At 60.1% G+C, this 21,353-nt stretch carries 16 protein-coding genes and 1 pseudogene; 8 read left to right on the plus strand and 9 right to left on the minus strand.

What is annotated here, in order from left to right; genetic code table 11:
• From GVL50_RS29140 to GVL50_RS22155, 8 genes and pseudogenes are all read left to right on the plus strand, one after another.
• A pseudogene (locus GVL50_RS29140) lies at positions 1-118 on the plus strand (IS110 family transposase); the annotation flags it as partial.
• Between the two features lie 569 nt (positions 119-687).
• Positions 688-1,848: an efflux RND transporter periplasmic adaptor subunit gene (locus GVL50_RS22125; RefSeq protein WP_053123612.1), complete on the plus strand. Its 1,161-nt coding sequence runs from the start codon at positions 688-690 to the stop codon at positions 1,846-1,848.
• On the plus strand, positions 1,845-4,946 hold the full coding sequence (locus GVL50_RS22130; protein WP_159815068.1) for a multidrug efflux RND transporter permease subunit: 3,102 nt from the start codon (positions 1,845-1,847) through the stop codon (positions 4,944-4,946). Before GVL50_RS22125 ends, GVL50_RS22130 begins: the two co-directional genes overlap by 4 nt.
• Before the next feature lie 9 nt (positions 4,947-4,955).
• A complete protein-coding gene (locus tag GVL50_RS22135) occupies positions 4,956-5,633 on the plus strand; it encodes a heavy metal response regulator transcription factor (RefSeq protein WP_003228008.1) in 678 nt (225 codons plus the stop codon).
• The gene (locus GVL50_RS22140; protein ID WP_159815069.1) at positions 5,623-6,987 is read left to right on the plus strand and encodes a heavy metal sensor histidine kinase; all 1,365 of its coding nucleotides are present in this window, start codon (positions 5,623-5,625) and stop codon (positions 6,985-6,987) included. Before GVL50_RS22135 ends, GVL50_RS22140 begins: the two co-directional genes overlap by 11 nt.
• 317 nt (positions 6,988-7,304) lie before the next feature.
• Positions 7,305-7,526: a hypothetical protein gene (locus tag GVL50_RS22145; RefSeq protein WP_053123621.1), complete on the plus strand. Its 222-nt coding sequence runs from the start codon at positions 7,305-7,307 to the stop codon at positions 7,524-7,526.
• A 194-nt stretch (positions 7,527-7,720) separates the two neighbouring features.
• Positions 7,721-9,037: an OprD family porin gene (locus GVL50_RS22150; protein WP_159815070.1), complete on the plus strand. Its 1,317-nt coding sequence runs from the start codon at positions 7,721-7,723 to the stop codon at positions 9,035-9,037.
• 135 nt (positions 9,038-9,172) lie between these two features.
• Complete coding sequence (locus GVL50_RS22155; RefSeq protein ID WP_159815071.1) at positions 9,173-10,681, plus strand: sensor domain-containing diguanylate cyclase; 1,509 nt, start codon at positions 9,173-9,175, stop codon at positions 10,679-10,681.
• A 151-nt stretch (positions 10,682-10,832) separates the two neighbouring features.
• On the opposite strand, the gene lpxC is transcribed toward GVL50_RS22155, so the two are convergent.
• The 9 genes from lpxC to murD all read right to left on the minus strand — a co-directional run bounded on the left by lpxC (position 10,833) and on the right by murD (position 21,349).
• Positions 10,833-11,744, minus strand: a complete 912-nt coding sequence (lpxC, locus tag GVL50_RS22160; RefSeq protein ID WP_008082763.1) for a UDP-3-O-acyl-N-acetylglucosamine deacetylase — start codon at positions 11,742-11,744, stop codon at positions 10,833-10,835.
• 112 nt (positions 11,745-11,856) lie between these two features.
• Complete coding sequence (gene ftsZ, locus GVL50_RS22165) at positions 11,857-13,053, minus strand: cell division protein FtsZ (RefSeq protein ID WP_053123624.1); 1,197 nt, start codon at positions 13,051-13,053, stop codon at positions 11,857-11,859.
• Between the two features lie 105 nt (positions 13,054-13,158).
• Positions 13,159-14,418, minus strand: a complete 1,260-nt coding sequence (gene ftsA / locus GVL50_RS22170; protein WP_053123630.1) for a cell division protein FtsA — start codon at positions 14,416-14,418, stop codon at positions 13,159-13,161.
• A gap of 15 nt (positions 14,419-14,433) precedes the next feature.
• A complete protein-coding gene (locus GVL50_RS22175; RefSeq protein ID WP_053123632.1) occupies positions 14,434-15,300 on the minus strand; it encodes a cell division protein FtsQ/DivIB in 867 nt (288 codons plus the stop codon).
• A gap of 4 nt (positions 15,301-15,304) precedes the next feature.
• The gene (locus tag GVL50_RS22180) at positions 15,305-16,279 is read right to left on the minus strand and encodes a D-alanine--D-alanine ligase (protein WP_159815072.1); all 975 of its coding nucleotides are present in this window, start codon (positions 16,277-16,279) and stop codon (positions 15,305-15,307) included.
• Positions 16,276-17,736, minus strand: a complete 1,461-nt coding sequence (gene murC, locus GVL50_RS22185; protein ID WP_053123636.1) for a UDP-N-acetylmuramate--L-alanine ligase — start codon at positions 17,734-17,736, stop codon at positions 16,276-16,278. Before murC ends, GVL50_RS22180 begins: the two co-directional genes overlap by 4 nt.
• On the minus strand, positions 17,729-18,799 hold the full coding sequence (gene murG, locus GVL50_RS22190) for an undecaprenyldiphospho-muramoylpentapeptide beta-N-acetylglucosaminyltransferase (protein WP_159815073.1): 1,071 nt from the start codon (positions 18,797-18,799) through the stop codon (positions 17,729-17,731). Before murG ends, murC begins: the two co-directional genes overlap by 8 nt.
• A complete protein-coding gene (gene ftsW / locus GVL50_RS22195; RefSeq protein WP_053123640.1) occupies positions 18,789-20,006 on the minus strand; it encodes a putative lipid II flippase FtsW in 1,218 nt (405 codons plus the stop codon). The genes murG and ftsW overlap by 11 nt, the downstream gene beginning before the upstream one ends.
• Complete coding sequence (gene murD, locus GVL50_RS22200) at positions 20,003-21,349, minus strand: UDP-N-acetylmuramoyl-L-alanine--D-glutamate ligase (protein ID WP_159815074.1); 1,347 nt, start codon at positions 21,347-21,349, stop codon at positions 20,003-20,005. Before murD ends, ftsW begins: the two co-directional genes overlap by 4 nt.
• Positions 21,350-21,353: the final 4 nt, after the last annotated feature.

Here is a 21,353-nt window from a genome sequence, read left to right on the forward strand (position 1 = left end):
TCATCGAAACAAGGGCAAGGCCACCACTGAAGCGCTGGTGATTTTGTCACGTAAACTCGCGCGTATTGCATACGCGCTGCTGAAGAGCGAGAAAGCATACGTCAGCAAAACTGCCTAAAAAACGTTGTTCGCAACCATAGAATCTCCCACAAGGATTGTGTGCAGTCTGTATTAAATGGATTGGCCGGTCGGGCGCCTTCGCGAGCAAGCTCTGCTCCTACGAAGAGCAAAAGCAGAACGCACACCGCTTCTGCTTCTCACCACTCAACACGATGAGCGCAAGCTCGGGTGAGCTCTTGATCTTGATCCACGGGCGACGTCGGAAGGCTGAGCGGAGGGATTGATCCGGGGTGGGAGCGCAGCGACCGTTTGGCGCAGCCAAACACAGCGAGAGGAGGTGCAGCGAAGCAAACCGTAGGCGCTGCCCCCCGGATCGATCCCGGAGCGAAGGAACCCCGAGCCCCAGCGAGCGGGCCGCACGTAGGAGCAAGCGTTTTTGGTTACTTTTGAGGCGTTTGTCAAAAGTGACCCGCCGTAAGGGCGGAACCGTAATCAGCAACACCCGCAACAACGGATATGTACCCAACGAAACTGACAGCGCCGACAGCTAGCCGTCACCCTCCTGACCCCCAAACAAGTTTATAAAGACCCTAACCCTGCCCAAAATCCGTCCGGCGCCCACCCCGCATGCGAATCCAAAAGAACAAAGCCCTGCTCGCCACCCTATTGATCGTCCTCGCAGGCGCAGGTCTGTGGTACGCCCTGAAACCCGCCCCGACCAAACTCGCCACCCCCACAGCAATCCCCGTGCGAGTCATAGCGGTCAGCGAAAAAGACGTCCCCCGCTACACCAGCGGTATCGGCTCCGTACTCTCATTACACAGCGTGGTCGTGCGCCCACAAATCGACGGCATCCTCACCAAAATCCTCGTCAAAGAAGGCCAACTCGTCAAAACAGGCGACCTGCTGGCCACCATCGACGACCGCTCCATCCGCGCCAGCCTCGACCAGGCCCGCGCCCAACTGGGCGAAAGCCAGGCACAACTGCAAGTCGCCCTGGTCAACCTCAAACGCTACAAACTGCTCACCGTCGACGACGGCATCTCGAAACAGACCTACGACCAACAACAAGCCCTGGTCAACCAATTGAAGGCCACCGCCCAAGGCAACCAGGCCTCCATCGATTCCGCACAAGTACAACTTTCCTACACGCAAATCCGCTCCCCGGTCACCGGCCGCGTCGGTATTCGTACAGTCGATGAAGGCAACTTCCTGCGCATGACCGACACCGCCGGCCTGTTCACCGTCACCCAGATCGACCCGATCGCCGTCGAATTCTCCCTGCCCCAGCAAATGCTGCCGACCCTGCAAGGCCTGATCAACGATCCACAGCGCGCCCAGGTCAAGGCCTACATCGGCGCCGACACCGATGGTGAAACCGGCAACCTGCTCGGCGAAGGTCACCTGACCCTGATCGACAACCAGATCAACGCCAACACCGGCACCATCCGCGCCAAGGCCGAATTCGCCAACGCCAGCCAGAAGCTCTGGCCCGGCCTGCTGGTCACGGTAAAAATTCAGACAGCCCTCGACAAAGATGCGCTGGTCGTCCCGCCCACTGTCGTACAACGTGGTCTCGACCAACACTTCGTTTACCGGGTGAATGGCGACAAGGTTGAAGCCGTGCAAGTGCAGATGGTTTACCAAGGCAGCGGTCAGGACATCATCAAAGGCGTGAAGGCCGGTGACGTGCTGGTGACCGATGGCCAGTCGCGGCTCAAACCCGGTTCAACCGTGCAAGTCATGACCGAGCCGGCGCAGGTGGTGCAAGCGGAGCCGAAACCATGAAAGCGCACAAAGGCGTCTCGACGTGGTGCATCGATCATCCGGTCGCCACAATCCTGCTGACCATCGCTTTGGTGCTGGTCGGTTTGATTGCCTTCCCGCGCCTGCCCATCGCCCCACTGCCGGAAGCGGAATTTCCTACGATTCAGGTTTCCGCGCAGTTGCCCGGCGCCAGCCCCGACACCATGGCCTCGTCCGTGGCCACGCCGCTGGAGGTGCAATTCAGTGCCATCCCCGGCATGACCCAGATGACCTCAAGCAGTGCGCTGGGCTCAAGCCTGCTGACCCTGCAATTCACCCTCGATAAAAGCATCGACACTGCCGCGCAAGAAGTCCAGGCAGCGATCAACACCGCCGCCGGCAAACTGCCCAAGGACATGCCGACGCTGCCAACATGGAAGAAGGTCAACCCGGCCGACAGCCCGGTACTGATCCTCAGCGTCAGCTCGACGCAGATGCCCGGCACCGAACTCAGCGACCTGGTGGAAACCCTGCTCTCGCGTCAGATCAGCCAGATCGACGGCGTAGGCCAAATCAACATCACCGGTCAGCAACGTCCGGCTATCCGCGTGCAAGCATCGGCGGACAAACTGGCGGCGATTGGCCTGACCCTCGCCGACATTCGTCTGGCGATCCAGCAGACCAGCCTCAACCTCGCCAAAGGTGCGCTGTACGGCGAGTCGAGCATCTCGACGCTGTCGACCAACGACCAGTTGTTCCACCCCGAGGACTACAGCCAACTCATTGTTTCCTACAAGGATGGCGCCCCGGTTCACCTGCGCGATGTCGCCAAAGTCGTCAACGGTTCGGAAGATGCCTACGTGCAAGCGTGGGCCGGTGATCAACCCGGGGTGAACCTGGTGATCTCGCGCCAACCCGGCGCCAACATCGTTGAAACCGTCGACCGCATTCAAGCCGCCCTGCCCAGCCTCGAAGCGATGTTGCCGGCCTCGGTGCAAGTGAAAACCCTGATCGACCGCACCCAGACCATTCGCGCCTCGCTGCATGAAGTGGAAATCACCCTGTTGATCGCAATCATGCTGGTGGTCGCGGTGATGGCGCTGTTCCTGCGCCAATTGTCGGCGACACTGATTGTTTCAGCGGTGCTCGGCGTATCGCTGATCGCCAGTTTCGCCCTGATGTACATCCTCGGCTTCAGCCTGAACAACCTGACGCTGGTGGCGATCGTGGTGGCTGTGGGGTTTGTGGTCGACGATGCGATCGTGGTGGTGGAGAACATCCACCGACACCTTGAGGCCGGCGACGATATGCGCGAAGCCGCGATCAAGGGCGCAGGCGAAATCGGCTTCACCGTGGTCTCGATCAGTTTCTCGTTGGTGGCGGCGTTTATTCCGCTGCTGTTCATGGGCGGCGTGGTCGGGCGTCTGTTCAAGGAATTCGCCCTGACCGCGACCTCGACCATCATGATTTCCGTGGTGGTGTCGCTGACTTTGGCGCCGACGCTGGCCGCGCTGTTCATGCGCAAACCGGTGCACCACGCCCACGACAAACCGGGTTTCAGCGAACGCCTGCTCGGCTGGTACGAACGAGGCCTGCGCCGCGCCCTCGCCCATCAGAAATTGATGATCGGCGTGTTCGGTTTGTCGCTGGCGCTGGCCATCGGCGGTTACATCTTTATCCCGAAAGGTTTCTTCCCGGTGCAGGACACCGGTTTCGTCCTCGGCACCACCGAAGCTGCGGCGGATATTTCCTACGGCGACATGGTGAAAAAACACCTGGCGATGGCCGAAATCGTCGCCGCCGATCCGGCGGTGCAGGCGTTTTCCCACTCGGTGGGTGTCTCCGGCAGTAACCAGACCATCGCCAACGGCCGCTTCTGGATCGCCCTGAAAAAACGCGGTGACCGCGACGTCAGCGCCAGCCAGTTCATCGACCGCATCCGCCCGCAACTGATGAAAGTCCCCGGCATCGTGCTGTACCTGCGCGCAGGCCAGGACATCAACCTCAGTTCCGGCCCGAGCCGCGCGCAGTACCAATACGTACTGAAGAGCAACGACGGCGCGACCCTCGCGACATGGACGCAACGCCTCACGGAAAAACTGCGCAGCAACCCGGCATTCCGCGATATTTCCAATGATCTGCAACTGGGCGGCAGCATCACCCACATCAGCATCGACCGCAGCGCCGCCGCGCGTTTCGGCCTGACCGCCAGCGATGTCGACGAGGCGCTGTACGACGCCTTCGGCCAACGTCAGATCAATGAATTCCAGACGCAGGTCAACCAGTACAACGTGATTCTGGAGCTGGACACCAAGCAGCGCGGCAAGGCCGAAAGCCTCAACTATTTCTACCTGCGCTCACCGCTGAGTGGCGAGATGGTGCCGCTGTCAGCGCTGGCCAAATTCGATGCGCCGACCATTGGCCCGTTGTCGATTGCCCACGACGGCATGTTCCCCGCCGCCAACCTGTCGTTCAACCTCGCGCCCGGCGTGGCGTTGGGTGATGCGGTGATTCTGCTCAATCAGGCCAAGGCCGAGATCGGCATGCCCACCGCCATCAGCGGCAATTTTCAGGGTGCGGCGCAGGCGTTCCAGAGTTCGCTGGCCAGTCAGCCGTGGCTGATTCTCGCGGCGCTGGTGGCGGTGTACATCATTCTCGGCGTGCTTTATGAAAGCTTCGTACACCCGCTGACGATCATTTCGACGCTGCCGGCGGCAGGTTTGGGCGCGGTGATCATGCTGTGGATCTGCGGCCAGGACTTTTCGATCATGGCCTTGATCGGTCTGGTGTTGCTGATCGGTATCGTCAAGAAGAACGGCATCCTGATGATCGACTTCGCATTGGAAGCCCAGCGCCACCGAGGCTTATCACCTCAGGATGCGATTTTCGAAGCGTGCATCACGCGGTTTCGGCCGATCATCATGACCACCCTCGCCGCCCTGCTCGGCGCGCTGCCGCTGATGCTCGGTTACGGCACCGGCGCCGAGCTGCGCCAACCGCTGGGCATCGCGGTGGTCGGCGGTTTGCTGGTCAGCCAGATGCTGACGTTGTTTACCACGCCGGTCATATACTTGTGGCTCGAGCGACTTTTCCATAGACCCAAACCTGCGCCCCAGCCGGCGTTGGCGACCACAGACTGAGGCAGGGTCATGCGCGTTCTGATTATCGAAGACGAGGAAAAAACCGCGGACTATTTGCACCGCGGTCTGACGGAACAGGGTTACACCGTGGATCTGGCCCGCGACGGCGTCGAGGGCCTGCATCTGGCGCTGGAAAGCGACTACGCGGTGATCGTCCTCGACGTCATGTTGCCGGGCCTCGATGGCTTCGGCGTACTGCGCGCGTTGCGTGCGCGCAAGCAAACTCCAGTGATCATGCTCACCGCCCGCGAGCGCGTCGAAGATCGTATCCGAGGCTTGCGCGACGGTGCCGACGATTACCTCGGCAAACCGTTTTCCTTCCTCGAACTGGTCGCACGCTTGCAAGCGCTGACCCGGCGCAGTGGCGGCCATGAACCGGTGCAAGTGAGCATCGCCGACCTGTGGATAGATTTGATCAGCCGCAAGGCGACCCGCGCCGGTACGCGACTGGATCTGACCGCCAAGGAATTTTCGTTGCTGAGCGTGTTGGCTCGCCGCCAGGGTGAAATCCTTTCGAAAACCGCCATCGCCGAGATGGTCTGGGACATCAATTTCGACAGCGACGCGAATGTCGTCGAGGTCGCAATCAAGCGCCTGCGCGCCAAGCTCGACGGGCCGTTCGACGAGAAACTGCTGCACACCATTCGCGGCATGGGTTATGTGCTGGAGAGCCGTGGTGTCCAGTAATTCGATTGCCCTGCGCCTCAGCGGCATGTTCACGCTGGTGGCGTTGCTGGTGTTTCTGTTGATCGGCGGCGCGTTGTATCAGCAGGTCGATAAAGGTTTGGGCTTGCTGCCGGAAGCCGAGCTGGACGCGCGTTACAGCGTGCTCGAATCCACGGTCGGCCGCTTCGGCACGCCCGAGCACTGGGTGAAGATCAACAACAAACTCAAGCTGCTCGGTGAAGAAGACAAGCGCATCAGTTTCTGGATTAGCAGCGGCGATCCGCAATACGAATACGGCAACCTCACGCCCCAAATCCGCGAGATCACCAATGGCCCTTTGGGCACGCGCGATCTGCAATTGCCGGGGCAGCCTTATCCACTGAAAGTGCTGGTGAGTGAATTTCCGGCCAAGGATCAGCGCCCGCCGCTGCGCTTTATGATCGGCATCGACACCGATACGTTTCATGAGACTCAGCACAACCTGCTGATCGCGCTGATCGGGCTGGCGATTGTCGGTGTGTTGATGGCTTCGGCGCTGGGTTATTGGGTGGCGCGGATTGGTTTGAAGCCGTTGATCAAACTCTCTCACGAAGCACAGCGACTGGCACCGCCGCTCAGAGCTGGGCGCTTGCGTTTGTCGCCGCTGCCGCCGGAGCTGGAGCAGTTTGTCGACTCGTTCAACTCGACGCTGGAACGGGTCGAACTGGCCTATTCGCGCTTGGAGTCGTTCAACGCCGACGTCGCTCATGAGTTGCGTTCGCCGCTGACCAATCTGATCGGCCAGACCCAAGTGGCGCTGACCCGCGGGCGTTCTGCCGAACATTATTTCGAGGTGCTGCAATCCAATCTGGAAGAGCTGGAACGGTTGCGGTCGATCATTAACGACATGTTGTTTCTGGCCAGTGCGGATCAGGGTAATAAGGCGACCAAACTGACGTCGACTTCGCTGGCGGATGAAGTGGCGACGACGCTGGAGTATCTGGATTTCATTCTTGAAGATGCGCAGGTTCAGGTGCAGGTCAGCGGTGATGCGCTGGTGCAGATTGAAGTCGCGCATCTGCGGCGGGCGTTGATCAATTTGCTGAGTAATGCGGTGCAGCATACCGAGGCGGGTCAGGCGATTGAGGTGCGGATTGAGGTTGAAGAACATCAGGTGAGTATTGGTGTGGCCAATCCGGGATCGCCGATTGCCAGTGAGCATTTGCCGCGATTGTTCGAGCGGTTTTATCGGGTGGATGCGTCGCGCAGTAACAGCGGCAATAACCATGGGTTGGGGCTGGCGATCGTCAAGGCGATTGCGCTGATGCATGGTGGGGATGTGTTTGTGCGCAGTGATCGGGGGATGAATACTTTCGGGATTTATTTGCCGGTTTAAAGCGGATCAAAAGATCGCAGCCTTCGGCAGCTCCTACAAGTGACGATCGTTCCCACGCTCTGCGTGGGAATGTATCCAGTGACGCTCTGCGTCACAGGGACGCGGAGCGTCCCTGGCGGCATTCCCACGCAGAGCGTGGGAACGATCAACATCGGGGATAAATCCCCTCGCCACAAGGATTTCTACCACTACTGGATGGGTGATCTTTGCTTTTGCTGTAACAGTCATTTATGAAAATCGCGCTGTTTCCCATCGCTCGGCAACACTATCTTTGCCCGCACCAAACAGCACACTCGCCAAGCGAGAAGGTTTTCAAGATGTCCAACAGTATGGGTATTGCCAGCGCTTTCGTTTTGTCCTCATTGATCCTGTCGCCGATGGCGATGGCTGAAGAATCCCACGCGTTCGTGGCGCAAAATTCTGCCCGCGCTCAAGCGTATGACCAGCATCAGGCAGAAATGATGGCCAAGGCCAAAGACGCCACGCAGGCCCCTCAGGCTGCCACTTCCCAGGCTCAATCGCTGGAAAAAGACAGCTGAGTCGCGCACCGCTCCGTTTCCCTCGACGCGGTTGTTTGGCTCTTCCCGTTCAACCGTCGTCATTCCAGGCCGCTGCCTTTCAGCGGCCTTTTTTCGTTGTGGTCTGAAAGCCGTTTGGTTCGTCTGTAACAACAAGAAACATCGAGCGCCTCAAAATACAGAGGCGCCAGTTGACCCAAGGAGCTCCATTGCACGTGCGTTACCCAGTCCGCTTCACTCCGTTGTTCATTGCAATTGCCGCAACGATTGCCCCCGCCGTTCACGCCGACGAACCTGCGAAAGAAGGTTTCATCGAAGGCTCAAGCCTCAACCTCAACGCCCGCAACTACTACATGAATCGCAACCGCATGCAGCAGGCGGACGACAACATTGAGTGGGGCCAAGGGTTTCTCGGGATCTTCCAGTCGGGTTACACCGAAGGCACGGTCGGTTTCGGCATTGATGCCCACGCCATGCTCGGCCTGAAACTCGACGGCGGTGGCGGCACGGACGGCTCAAGCATCCTGCCGATCAGCGATGGCAACGGCAAAGCGCCGGGCTCGTTCTCAACAGCGGGCGGTACGCTGAAAATGCGTGCGTTCGATACCGAGTTGAAGGCCGGTGACCTGTTCCTCACCAACCCGGTGATCGCGGGCGGTGACACGCGCATGCTGCCGCAGACGTTTCGCGGTGTCAGTCTGAGCAACCACAGCTTCGACGGCTGGTTGATCGAGGGCGGTCAGGCCAGTTTCACCAAGCCGTACAACCAGAGTGGTCACACGCGCATCGGTACCTCCTACGGGACGTTGGCCGAGGGCGACGAAAGCCAGCATCTGAACTGGGCTGGCGTGGCGTGGAGCGGTGTCGAGGGTTTGACCAGCAGCCTGTACGCGTCCGAACTCAAGGACATCTGGAACCAGTACTACTACGACCTGGATTACACCTGGCAGTTGAACGATCTGGTCAGCCTCAACCCGGGCCTGCACTTCTATCACACGCAAGACACTGGAGATGCGCTGCTCGGCGACATCGACAACAACACCTACAGCCTGCATTTCATCGTGGGGATCGGCAGCCACAGCGTCACGGCGGCGTATCAGCGGGTCAACGGCAATACGCCGTTCGACTACATCAGTCAGGGCGACAGCGTTTATCTGGACAACTCGCAGCAGTACTCGGACTTCAATGGCCCGAACGAACGCTCGTGGAAGCTCAAGTACGCCTATGATTTCGCCGGTGTGGGTTATCCGGGGCTGACGTCGGCAGTGTCGTACTCGCGCGGGACGGTGGATTTGACCAAGGTTGATCCGGACAGCCAGGGTTACTCGAACTGGTACAGCGCCGACGGTCGCAATGCCAAGCATTGGGAACGCGATATCGATTTGAAGTACGTGGTGCAGAGTGGCCAGGCCAAAGATCTGGCGGTACGCCTGCAATGGGCGACCAATCGCGGTGGCAATGGTTACGGCGCGATTGATACCGACACCGACGAATACCGCGTGATCATCGACTACCCGATCAACGTCTTCTAAGATCAGTTAACACTGAACCTGTAGGAGCTGCCGCAGGCTGCGATCTTTTGATCCTGATTTTTAAAAACAAGATCAAAAGATCGCAGCCTTCGGCAGCTCCTACGCTTAGAAGATCTCCCAACCGATAATCCGATCATGATCGCGAGCCGTACCCCTCCCGTTTCGGGCAAGACCGGACGCCCCGAGCTGCTGCTGATCTGCGGCAGTTTGCTCAGCGTGATCGCGATTTTAGCCATCGTCACTTTTCTGCTGATCCGCGAGCACGCCAACGCTCGGCAATCCGCCACCCGCAGTGCGACCACCATTGCTCAGTTGATCGACGCCGACGTGCTGCGTACCGTCGAACTCTACGACCTGTCCCTGCAAGGTTTGATCGCTGCCGCCCAGCGCGATGATCTGCAAAACGTGTCGCCGGAAATCCGCCATCTGGCGCTGTTCGACCGCTCCACCACTGCGCGCTTCAAGGGCGATATTCTGCTGCTCGACAAACACGGCGATGTCCTCGCTGACTCTTCACGGGTCGAGCCGAAACCGGGCAATTTCGCCGACCGCGATTACTTCCTCGCCCACGCCTTCAACCGCGATGTCGGCATGTTCATCAGCCGACCGTTCAAGACCCGTTGCGACTGCGACGAAGCCAATCAATGGCGCATCAGTTTCAGCCGACGCATTTCCTCAGACACCGGCGAATTTGTCGGGGTGGCGGTGGCGTCGATGAAGCTCGACTATTTCGATCAACTGTTCAAAAGCCTCGACATCGGCAAGGGCAGCACACTGAACATCATCGACGATGACGGTGTGCTGCTGGCGCAGAAGCCCTATCTGCAAAGCGACTCGATCGGCAAAAGCTTCGGCAACCGGCCCAATGTCATCCGGATTTTGCGCGACAAGGATGGCAAGGGCAGTTTCAGCAGCACGTCGAGCATGGATCATCAGCAGCGCCTCTATACGTACTCGCGGGTGGGCAATTTACCGCTGACGGTGATGGTCGCGCTGTCCAGCGATGAGGTGTTTGCGACGTGGCGGCGTACGGCGATGTTGATCAGTGGCGCCACCGGGGTGTTGTGTCTCGGTTTGTTGTGGCTGACCTGGCTGCTCGCCCGTGAACTGCGCCGACGTCAGCGCGCTGAACGTGAACTGGCGCAACTGGCCGCCACCGATGCGCTGACCGGTGTCGCCAATCGTCGGATGCTTGATCAATCACTGCGTCACGAGTGGTTCCGCGCGCAGCGTTCGGGCAAGCCGATGTCGGTGATGATGATCGACGCCGACCATTTCAAGGCGTTCAATGACCAGCACGGGCATCAGGCCGGGGATCAGGCGTTGAAGGCGTTGGCCAAGGTGATTACGGACAATGTGCGGCGACCGGCGGATCTGGTGGCGCGGTATGGCGGCGAGGAGTTTTCGGTGATTCTGGCTGAGACTGACAGCCAGGGCGCGCAGCAGATTGCCGAGCATATTCGGCAGGCGGTGGAGCAGTTGCCGTGGGTTGCTGGGGCTGATCGGCCGATGACGGTGAGTATCGGCATTGCGACGTGGACGGCGGCGAGTGAGATGACGCTGGAGCAGTTGCTGTTTGTGGCGGACAAGGCGTTGTATCAGGCGAAGGAAGGTGGGCGTAATCGGGTGGTGGTGGCTGCCTGAAGATCAAAAGATCGCAGCCTTCGGCAGCTCCTACATTGGAATGCGGTTCCTGTAGGAGCTGCCGAAGGCTGCGATCTTTTGCGTCTGAAAAAAGGAGCATAAAAAAAGGCCATCCGAGGATGGCCTTCAAAAAACTAGAGAGGTTTTTTACTTACACCGCCGCAACCGGGCGCATGTAAGAGATTGGTGCGGTGCTGGCGTCATCGAACGTCACCACTTCCCAAGCATCTGTTTGCTCAATCAACTTGCGCAACAGCTGGTTGTTCAGTGCATGACCGGACTTGAAGCCTTTGAACTCACCAATCAGGCTGTTACCCAAAAGGTACAGGTCGCCAATGGCATCGAGGATCTTGTGCTTCACGAATTCGTCTTCATAGCGAAGGCCGTCTTCGTTCAGTACGCCATCGGCATCGACCACGATTGCGTTTTCAACGCTGCCGCCGAGTGCGAGGTTGTGCTTGCGCAGGTACTCGATATCACTCATGAAACCAAAGGTACGGGCGCGGCTGACTTCTTTTACGAACGAAGTGCTGGAAAAATCCACGCTTGCACTTTGGGTGCGGTCCCGGAAAACCGGGTGATCGAAATCGATCTCGAAGCTCACCTTGAACCCTTCGAAAGGGACGAAAGTGGCGCGCTTGTCGCCGTCTTCCACTGTCACTTCACGCAGGATGCGGATGAATTTCTTGGCGGCGTCCTGTTCTTCCAGGCCTGCCGATTGAATCAGGAATACGAAGGGTCCAGCGCTGCCATCCATGATCGGGACTTCGGACGCGGAGAGCTCGACGTAGGCGTTATCGATGCCCAGGCCAGCCATGGCCGAGAGCAAGTGCTCTACCGTGTCCACTTTGACGTCGCCATTGATCAGCGTCGTCGACATAGTGGTTTCACCGACGTTTTCCGCGCGGGCAGGAATCTGCACCACAGGGTCGAGGTCAGCGCGACAAAACACAATGCCAGTGTCGACAGGCGCAGGCTTGAGGGTCAGATAGACCTTCTCACCGGAGTGCAGGCCTACACCTGTGGCACGGATAATATTTTTCAGTGTGCGTTGTTTAATCATGGCTTGGGCCGCTTCAGCGCAAATTGCGAACTGGTATCAACAAAGGCTGGCGATAATAGCAGACCGAGCCTTTGCTGAACACCAATCACCTTCATAGCCCTGATACATTCCATCAATCGGCCTGACGACGCAGGAATGCCGGGATGTCCAGGTAGTCCAGGTCATCTTGCGGATTCATCTTCGCGGCAGCCGCAGCACCGGCCTGAGCCTGGTTGCGCATGACGGTCGGACGATCCAGATCACGGTAATTTACCGCTGGCGCTTCCTGACGGGTCGGAGCCGGTTGTTGTACCTGAGCGGTCGACATCGAGGTATGAACGGTATTGTCGATGACCTTCACAGGCTTCTCGATTTTTGCGCCCAGACCGGTAGCAACCACAGTCACGTGCAGCTCGTCACGCATGTCCGGATCGATAACGGTACCGACCTTGACCATGGCGTGCTCGGAAGCAAAGGCTTCGATAATGCTACCCACGTCGGAGTACTCACCCAGGGACAGGTCAGGGCCGGCGGTGATGTTCACCAGAATGCCGCGTGCGCCTTGCAGGTTCACGTCTTCCAGCAGCGGGTTACGGATCGCAGCTTCAGTGGCTTCACGTGCACGGTTCGGACCGCTGGCGCAGCCAGTGCCCATCATTGCCATGCCCATTTCGCTCATCACGGTACGCACGTCGGCGAAGTCGACGTTGATCATACCCGGACGCTTGATGATGTCGGAGATACCGCGAACGGCACCGGCCAGTACATCGTCAGCCTTGGCGAAAGCCGACAGCAGGCTGGCGTCTTTACCGAGGATGGTCAGCAGCTTCTCGTTAGGAATGGTGATCAACGAGTCGACGCTTTCGGACAGCATGCGGATGCCTTCATCGGCGATCTGCATACGCTTGCGGCCTTCGAACGGAAACGGACGAGTCACGACCGCAACGGTCAGAATGCCCATTTCCTTGGCCACTTCGGCGATGATCGGTGCAGCACCGGTACCGGTACCGCCGCCCATGCCAGTGGTGATGAACACCATGTTGGTGCCCTGCAGCACTTCGGCAATACGCTCACGGTCTTCCAGAGCAGCCTGACGGCCGACTTCCGGGTTCGCGCCGGCGCCAAGGCCTTTGGTCACGCCAGTGCCCAGTTGCAGGATGGTACGTGCGCCGATGTTTTTCAGCGCTTGAGCATCGGTGTTGGCGCAGATGAATTCAACGCCTTCGATGTTGCTCTTGACCATGTGGTTGACAGCGTTGCCGCCGCCACCGCCGACACCGATAACTTTGATTACCGGGCTTGCGGGGATGTTGTCTACGAGTTCGAACATTTTCCCTCTCCTTACATTCTCTAGTTTTTTTCGCCTACTGCATGTTTGTTGCGGTGCATCTACTGCTACTGCTTGCCGCTCGAAGCTTGACGCTTCGAACTGCTCTTAAAAGTTGCCTTGAACCCACTTCTTCAATCGGTCCAGCAACGGCGCCTGTGGCTCTTCGTTGCTGTAGCTATCGCGGCTGCCGATGCCCGAGAACGAGATCCCGTCGGACTGCTTTTGCAGGCCGTACATCAACAAGCCAACGCCAGTGGAATAAATCGGGTTGCGCACCACGTCATCCAGACCTTTGACGCCGTGCGGCACGCCCAGACGAACCGGCATGTGGAAGATTTCTTCGGCCAGTTCAGTCGCGCCTTCCATCTTCGAAGTACCGCCAGTCAGCACGATGCCGGCCGGGATCAGGTCTTCGTAGCCGCTGCGACGTAGCTCGGCCTGGATCAGCGTGAACAGTTCGTCGTAACGCGGCTCGACCACTTCGGCCAGGGCCTGACGCGACAGTTCGCGCGGTGGACGGTCGCCGACGCTTGGCACCTTGATGGTTTCACCGGCACCGGCCAGTTTCGCCAGGGCGCAGGCGTAGCGGATTTTGATTTCTTCGGCGTACTGAGTCGGGGTGCGCAACGCCATGGCGATGTCGTTGGTCACCTGATCACCGGCAATCGGGATCACCGCGGTGTGACGGATCGCGCCTTCGGTGAAGATCGCGATGTCGGTAGTACCGCCGCCGATGTCGACCAGGCACACGCCCAGTTCTTTCTCGTCGTCGGTCAGTACCGAGTAGGCCGAGGCCAGTTGCTCGAGAATGATGTCGTCGATTTCCAGACCGCAGCGACGCACGCATTTTTCAATGTTCTGTGCAGCGTTGACGGCGCAGGTGACCACGTGAACCTTGGCTTCCAGACGCACGCCGGACATGCCCAGTGGCTCACGAACGCCTTCCTGGTTATCGATCACGTAATCCTGCGGCAGGGTGTGCAGCACGCGCTGGTCAGCCGGGATCGCTACAGCCTGAGCAGCGTCGAGTACGCGCTCAAGGTCGGCCGAGCTGACTTCGCGATCACGGATCGCGACGATGCCGTGGGAGTTCAGGCTGCGGATGTGATTGCCCGCCACGCCGACGAACGCCGAGTGAATGCGGCAGCCCGCCATCAGTTGGGCTTCTTCGATCGCACGCTGGATCGATTGCACGGTGGACTCGATGTTCACCACCACGCCCTTCTTCAGGCCACGGGACGGATGGGTACCGATCCCGACGATTTCCAGCGTGCCGTCGTCGGAGACCTCGCCGACCAGCGCCACCACCTTGGAGGTGCCGATATCGAGACCGACGATCATTTTGCCGCTTTGCACGTTTGCCATGGGTCCTGCCTCTTCTTAATTCTTCGCGACAGCGGGTTGGGCTGTCGTCGGCGCTACAGGTTCCCGCCAGCCAACAGCGAGGCCGTTGGCGTAGCGCAGATCGATGCGCGCAATGTTCGTAATCTGGTCTTTAAGCGTCTTGTCATAGATGGCGATAAAGCGGCGCATCTTTTCCACCAAATTGCCGCGTCCCAGCAGCAGCTCGATGCCGGGGCCGGAACTGCCGGCACCGGTGGTCAGGAACCAGCTCCCGCGTTCACGCAATTCCAGGCGTGCAATCGAGAAGCCCAACGGCCGCAGCATCTGGCTCAGCACCTGATACTGCTGCATCACTTGCTGCTGGGCCCGTTGAGGACCGAACAGCTGTGGCAGGTGTTCGTAGTTCGCCAGTTCCTTGGGCGTAAACGCCTGGCCCTGGTTGTTCAGCAACGACTCGTCACCCCAACGCGCCACCGGCAATTGCTCTTCGAGGCGGATCACCACTTGATCCGGCCACACCCGACGTACTTCGGCATGGGCGATCCAGGGCATCTGCTCAAGCTCGGTGCGCATCCCGGCCAGGTCGATGGTGAAGAAGCTCGACGCCACGTACGGGGCGATGCGCTGCTGCACTGCTTGCTGGCTGATGTAGCTGAGGTCGCCCTGCACGGCGATCTTGGTGATCGGCCGGTCGGCGTACGGCAGCAAACGCGTTGCCCCTTCGTACGTACCAAAGCCCAGCACAACCAGCAGCACCGGCCAGAACAGGCTTTTCAGAAAACCGAAATTGGCTTTCGGCAGGCGCGCGGACATCGGCTCTTTCGCCACCATTCGGCTGGCACCCCGCGGTACCGGCTTGCGGCCGGGTGCGGGTGGCTGATGTCTGAGCTGAGCGCCTTGCATGGTCTTAACCTCGCGCCTCTTGGGTAACTGCGCCCTCAACACTGGCGGCCAGAATGGCCAGTACCAGTTGCTGGAAATCCAGACCGGCAGCACGGGCCGCCATCGGCACCAGACTGTGATCGGTCATGCCCGGTGCGGTGTTCACTTCCAGGAACCAGAACTGCCCGTCGGCGTCCTGCATCACGTCCGCCCTGCCCCAACCGGCAATCCCCAGCGCCTCACTGGCCTTGGCCGTGAGATCCATGAGTTCCTTTTCCTTGGCGGCATCCAGCCCGCACGGAATGCGGTACTGGGTATCGTTGGCGATGTACTTGGCGTCGTAGTCGTAAAACGTGTGCGGTGTACCCAGGGCGATTGGAGGCAACACCTGGTCACGCAGGGTGGCGATGGTGAACTCCGGACCTTGAATCCATTGCTCAACCAAGACTTGCGAATCGTAGGTACTGGCCGCTTTCCATGCGTCGATCAACTCGGACGCAGAACTCACTTTGGCCATCCCGATACTTGAACCTTCATGGGCCGGTTTGACGATCAAAGGGAAGCCCAGTTCCGTCGCCGCAGAAATACAATCGGCTTCGCTGCACAGCACGGCGTGGCGCGGCGTCGGAATCCCGAGGCTGTGCCAGACCTGCTTGGTGCGCAGTTTGTCCATCGCCAGTGCCGAGGCCAGAATGCCGCTGCCGGTGTAGGGAATGCCGGCCACTTCGAGCAGGCCCTGCATGGAGCCGTCTTCACCGCCACGGCCGTGAAGAATGATGAAGGCGCGGTCGATTTTTTCACTCAGCAGACGTTGCAGAATGTCGGCGCCAACGTCGATACCGAACGCGTCCACACCAGCGCTCTGCAGCGCATCGAGAACGGCGTTACCGGATTTCAGCGAAACCTCACGCTCGGCACTCAAGCCGCCGAAGAGCACGGCGACGCGGCCGAAGTCTTTCGGCGCGATGGTGGAGAACAGGTTGGCGTAGGCAGCAGTCATTTCAACTTCCCCTCGACCGACGCCGCCACGGCGCCAGCGAACAATTCACTTTTCAACAGCTTCGGCGCGAGACCGCCGATATCACCCGCGCCCTGGCACAGCAGGATGTCGCCAGCACGCAACAGCGGCTTCACCAGCGGTGCCAGATCAACGCCACGCTCGATGTAGATCGGGTCGAGCTGACCGCGCTGACGGATGCTGTTGCACAGCTTGCGGCTGTCGGCGCCCGGGATCGGCTCTTCGCCGGCCGGATAAACTTCCATCAGCAGCAGCACGTTGGCGTCGGCCAGTACATTGACGAAATCGTCGTACAGGTCGCGGGTGCGGCTGTAACGGTGCGGTTGATACACCATCACCAGACGGCGTTCCGGCCAGCCACCGCGTACGGCTTTGATCACTGCTGCGACTTCGGTCGGGTGGTGACCGTAGTCGTCAACCAGCATCACGTGGCCGCCGTCCACCGGCAGTTCGCCGTAGACCTGGAAGCGTCGACCGACACCCTGGAAACCCGACAGGCCCTGAACGATGGCTTCATCGCTGACGCCCTCGTCGGACGCAATGCAGATGGTCGCCAGCGAGTTGAGCACGTTGTGGTTGCCCGGCATGTTCACGGAAACGTCCAGCGGCTCGCGGTCAGGGCGCAGCACGGTGAAGAAGGTTTGCATGCCTTGCTGACGCACATTGATCGCGCGCACGTCAGCGTCTTCGCTGAAGCCGTAGGTCACGGTCGGACGTTTCACCAGCGGCAGGATTTCGCGCACGACCGGATCGTCCAGGCACATCACGGCCAAACCGTAGAACGGCAGGTTGTGCAGGAACTCGACGAACGTTTTCTTCAGTTTGTTGAAGTCACCGTCGTAGGTCGCCATGTGGTCGGCGTCGATGTTGGTGACCACGGCCACCAGCGGTTGCAGGTGCAGGAAGCTCGCGTCGCTTTCATCGGCTTCGGCGATCAGGTAACGGCTGGTGCCGAGCTGGGCATTGGTGCCCGCAGCATTCAGACGGCCACCGATGACGAAGGTCGGATCCAGACCACCGGCGGCGAACACCGAAGCGATCAGGCTGGTAGTGGTGGTTTTGCCGTGCGTACCGGCGACGGCGATGCCGTGGCGATAGCGCATCAGTTCGGCGAGCATTTCGGCCCGCGGCACCACTGGAATACGGCGCTCAAGGGCGGTCGCGACTTCCGGGTTAGAGGTGTTCACAGCGCTCGACACCACCAGTACATCGGCGGTCGCGGCGTTCTCGGCACGGTGGCCGATGAAGATCTGCGCGCCGAACGATTCCAGACGCTCGGTGACCGGCGAAGCTTTCAGGTCGGAACCGGACACTTCATAGCCCAGGTTCAACAACACTTCGGCAATACCGCACATGCCCACGCCGCCGATACCGACGAAGTGGATGCGACGGATGCGGCGCATTTCCGGTTGCGGCATGGCTTTCTGATTCTCAACCATGGGCCACCTCCAGACAGGTATCGACCACGCTACGGGTGGCATCGGGTTTCGCCAGACGGCGGGCCGCTTGGGCCATATCTTCGAGTCGTTGCGGTTGCATCAAGACCTCTGTCAGGCGCGCGGCAAGATCCGCGGCACCAGTCGTTCTTTGCGGCATCAGGAAGGCTGCGCCTTCACGGGCCAAATAATCGGCGTTGCGGGTCTGGTGATCGTCGATCGCGTGGGGCAAAGGCACCAGCATCGAGGGCAGACCGGCGGCAGCCAGCTCACTGATGGTCAACGCGCCTGCGCGGCACACCACCAGGTCGGCCCAGCCATAGGCTTGGGCCATGTCTTTGATGAACGGCTGCACCTGCGCTTCGACGCCGGCGGCGCGGTAGCGCTCTGCAGTCACTTCATCGTGGTTTTTGCCGGCCTGATGAAACACTTCCGGGCGCAAATCGGCAGCGACTTGGGCCAGGGCTTCAGGCAGCAATTTATTCAACGGTTCTGCGCCAAGGCTTCCGCCAAGGATCAGCAAACGCGCTTTGCGACCGGCCAGGGCTGGTCGCGATGTTTCGAGGAACAGCTCGCTGCGCACCGGGTTTCCGGTGGTACGGCGGGTGTCCGACAGAGTAAAGGTGTCGGGGAACGCTTCACACACCCGGGCGGCGAACGGCACCAGCAACCGATTGGCGGTGCCGGCCACAGCGTTCTGCTCGTGAACGATCACCGGCACGCCGGCCAGTTTCGCGGCAAGCCCGCCGGGACCAGTCACATAACCACCAAAGCCGACCACACACACTGGTTTCAACTGGCGAATGATCGCCCGCGCCTGCCAGACCGACTTCAGCAGCATGAACGGCGCCTTGAGCAGCGACAGCTTGCCCTTGCCGCGCAAACCGCTGGCGTTGATGCGGTGCAGTTCCAGCCCTGCGCCCGGCACCAGTTCGTTTTCAATTCCGCGCGGCGTGCCGAGCCAGTGCACGGTGTAGCCGCGCGCCTGAAACTCGCGGGCACAGGCCAGCGCCGGGAACACGTGGCCGCCGGTTCCGCCGGCCATGATCAATACGTTAGCGCCCATGATTCGGCTCCTCAGCGAAGTCGCTCTCATGGAATTCCATTTCTTCACTGCCCAGGTGGGTTCGACTCTCCCACTCGATCCTCAATAACAAGCCGAGACAGGCACAGCAGATCACCAACGAACTGCCGCCGTAACTGAGGAACGGCAAGGTCAGACCCTTGGTTGGCAGCAGGCCGACGTTCACCCCGATGTTGATCAGGAACTGACCAATCCACAGGAACGACAAGCCGTAGGCCACATAAGCTGCGAAATACTGTTTGGCTTTCTCCGCCCACAAGCCGATGTACATGCCGCGAATACACACGAACACGAACAGGGCCACGGTGCACAGCGAACCCACCGCGCCCAGCTCTTCAGCGAGAACCGAGAACACGAAGTCGGTGTGCGCTTCCGGCAGGTAGAACTGCTTCTGCACGCTGTTGCCCAGGCCCACGCCGAGCCATTCACCGCGACCGAAGGCGATCAACGCTTGCGACAGTTGATAACCAGCGCCGAACTGGTCAGCCCACGGGTCAGCGAAGTTGGTCAGACGCGCCATTCGATACGGCTGCATCTGAATCAGCAGCACCACCGCCCCGACCGCCAACACCACCATCAGCGAGAAGCGGAACAGCCCGACCCCGCCAAGGAATAGCATTGCCGCCGCAGCGCCCATCATTACCACGGTGGCACCGAAGTCCGGCTCCATCAGCAACAGACCCGCCATCGGCAGCAGCACGATGAACGGCTTGAAGAAGCCCATCCAGCTCTCGCGCACTTCTTTCTGTCGCCGCACCAGATAACCGGCGAGGTAGATCACCACGAATACTTTGGCGATTTCGGACGGCTGCACGTTGAAGAAGCTGAAACCGATCCAGCGCATCGAACCGTTCACTTCTCGGCCGATGCCGGGGACGATAACCATCACCAGCAAACCGAACGCGCCGAGCAACATCAACCAGCCGAGGCGCTGCCAGGTGGCGATCGGGATCATCATAGTGATGACACACGCGCCCAAACCCAGCACCACATATATAAGGTGGCGAATCATGTAATACAGCGGACTGCCCGACTGCGCGGCCGCCACTTCGGTGGACGCCGAGGCGATCATGATCAAACCGAGACCGAGCAGCGCCAGGCAACCGGCGAGCATCGGGAAATCGAGGTCGATACCGCGCCCGGTGATGATCGGCGACGGATACGGTTTGATGATATTGCGCAGGCTCATGCCAATTCCTCCACAGCGCGGACGAACTGGTGACCACGGTCTTCATAATTCTTGAACATGTCGAAACTGGCGCAGGCTGGCGACAGCAGCACCACGTCACCCGGCTGAGCAGCGGCGCGGCATTGCGCGACGGCGTCGACCAGCGAGGTCGCGCGAATCAGCGGCACGGCATCGCCGATGGCGGCGCCGATCTTGTCGGAGTCGCGGCCCATGAGGATCACGGCGCGGCAGTTGGCCGCCACCGGATCATGCAGATCGTTGAATTCGGCACCCTTGCCATCGCCACCGGCGATCAGGATGACCTTGCCGTCGATGTCCGCGCCCAAGCCTTCGATCGCAGCCAGTGCGGCGCCGACGTTGGTGGCTTTGGAATCGTTGTAGTAAGCCACGCCGTCGAGATCACGCACCCACTGGCAGCGGTGTTCGAGACCGGCGAAGTTGCGCAGCGCCGCGAGCATCGCATCGAACGGCAGGCCGACCGCATGACCGAGTGCCAGCGCCGCGAGGGCGTTGGACTGGTTATGCGCGCCACGAATCTTCAATTCGCGCACTGGCATCAGGTTCTGGAATTCGAAGGCCAGATACTTCTCGCCGTCTTCTTCGCGGATACCGAAGGCTTTGAAATCAGGTTTGGTCAGGCCGAACGTCCAGCATGGCTGGCCTTCGCCCATCAGCGGACGGCTCAGCGCATCCTGACGGTTGACCACGAACTGCTTCGCGCCACGGAAGATCCGGTGCTTGGCCAGGTGGTACGCCGGCAGACCGCTGTAGCGATCCATGTGGTCTTCGCTGATGTTCAGCACGGTCGCCACTTCAGCGTTGAGCTGGTCAGTGGTTTCCAGCTGGAAGCTCGACAGCTCCATCACGTACAGCTCGATGTCGTCGCTGAGCAAGTCCAGCGCCGGGGTGCCGAGGTTGCCGCCGACGGCGACGCGTTTGCCCGCCGCAGCCGCCATCTCGCCGACCAGGGTGGTGACGGTGCTTTTCGCGTTGGAACCGCTGATGGCCACGATCGGCGCCTGCGCGTTACGCGCGAACAGCTCGATGTCGCCGGACAGTTTCACGCCACGGGCCGCAGCGGCTTGCAGGGCCGGGGTCGCCAGCGCCAGGCCGGGGCTCACGTAGAGCTCGTCGGCACGGCAGAGGAATTCGACGTCCAGCTCGCCACAACGCACTTCCACGTGCGGATAGTCACGCTTGAGCGTGGCCAGTTCCGGTGGATTTTCCCGCGTGTCCGCCACGGCAAACGACGTGCCCCGGTTCGCCAGGAAGCGAACCAGGGACATGCCGCTCTTGCCGAGGCCGACAACGATGCGGAAGTGGTCAGAAGCGATCAGAGACACTCGT

It is taken from the genome of Pseudomonas sp. 18058 (assembly GCF_902706155.1).
GTDB classification, from domain to species: Bacteria; Pseudomonadota; Gammaproteobacteria; order Pseudomonadales; family Pseudomonadaceae; genus Aquipseudomonas; species Aquipseudomonas rustica.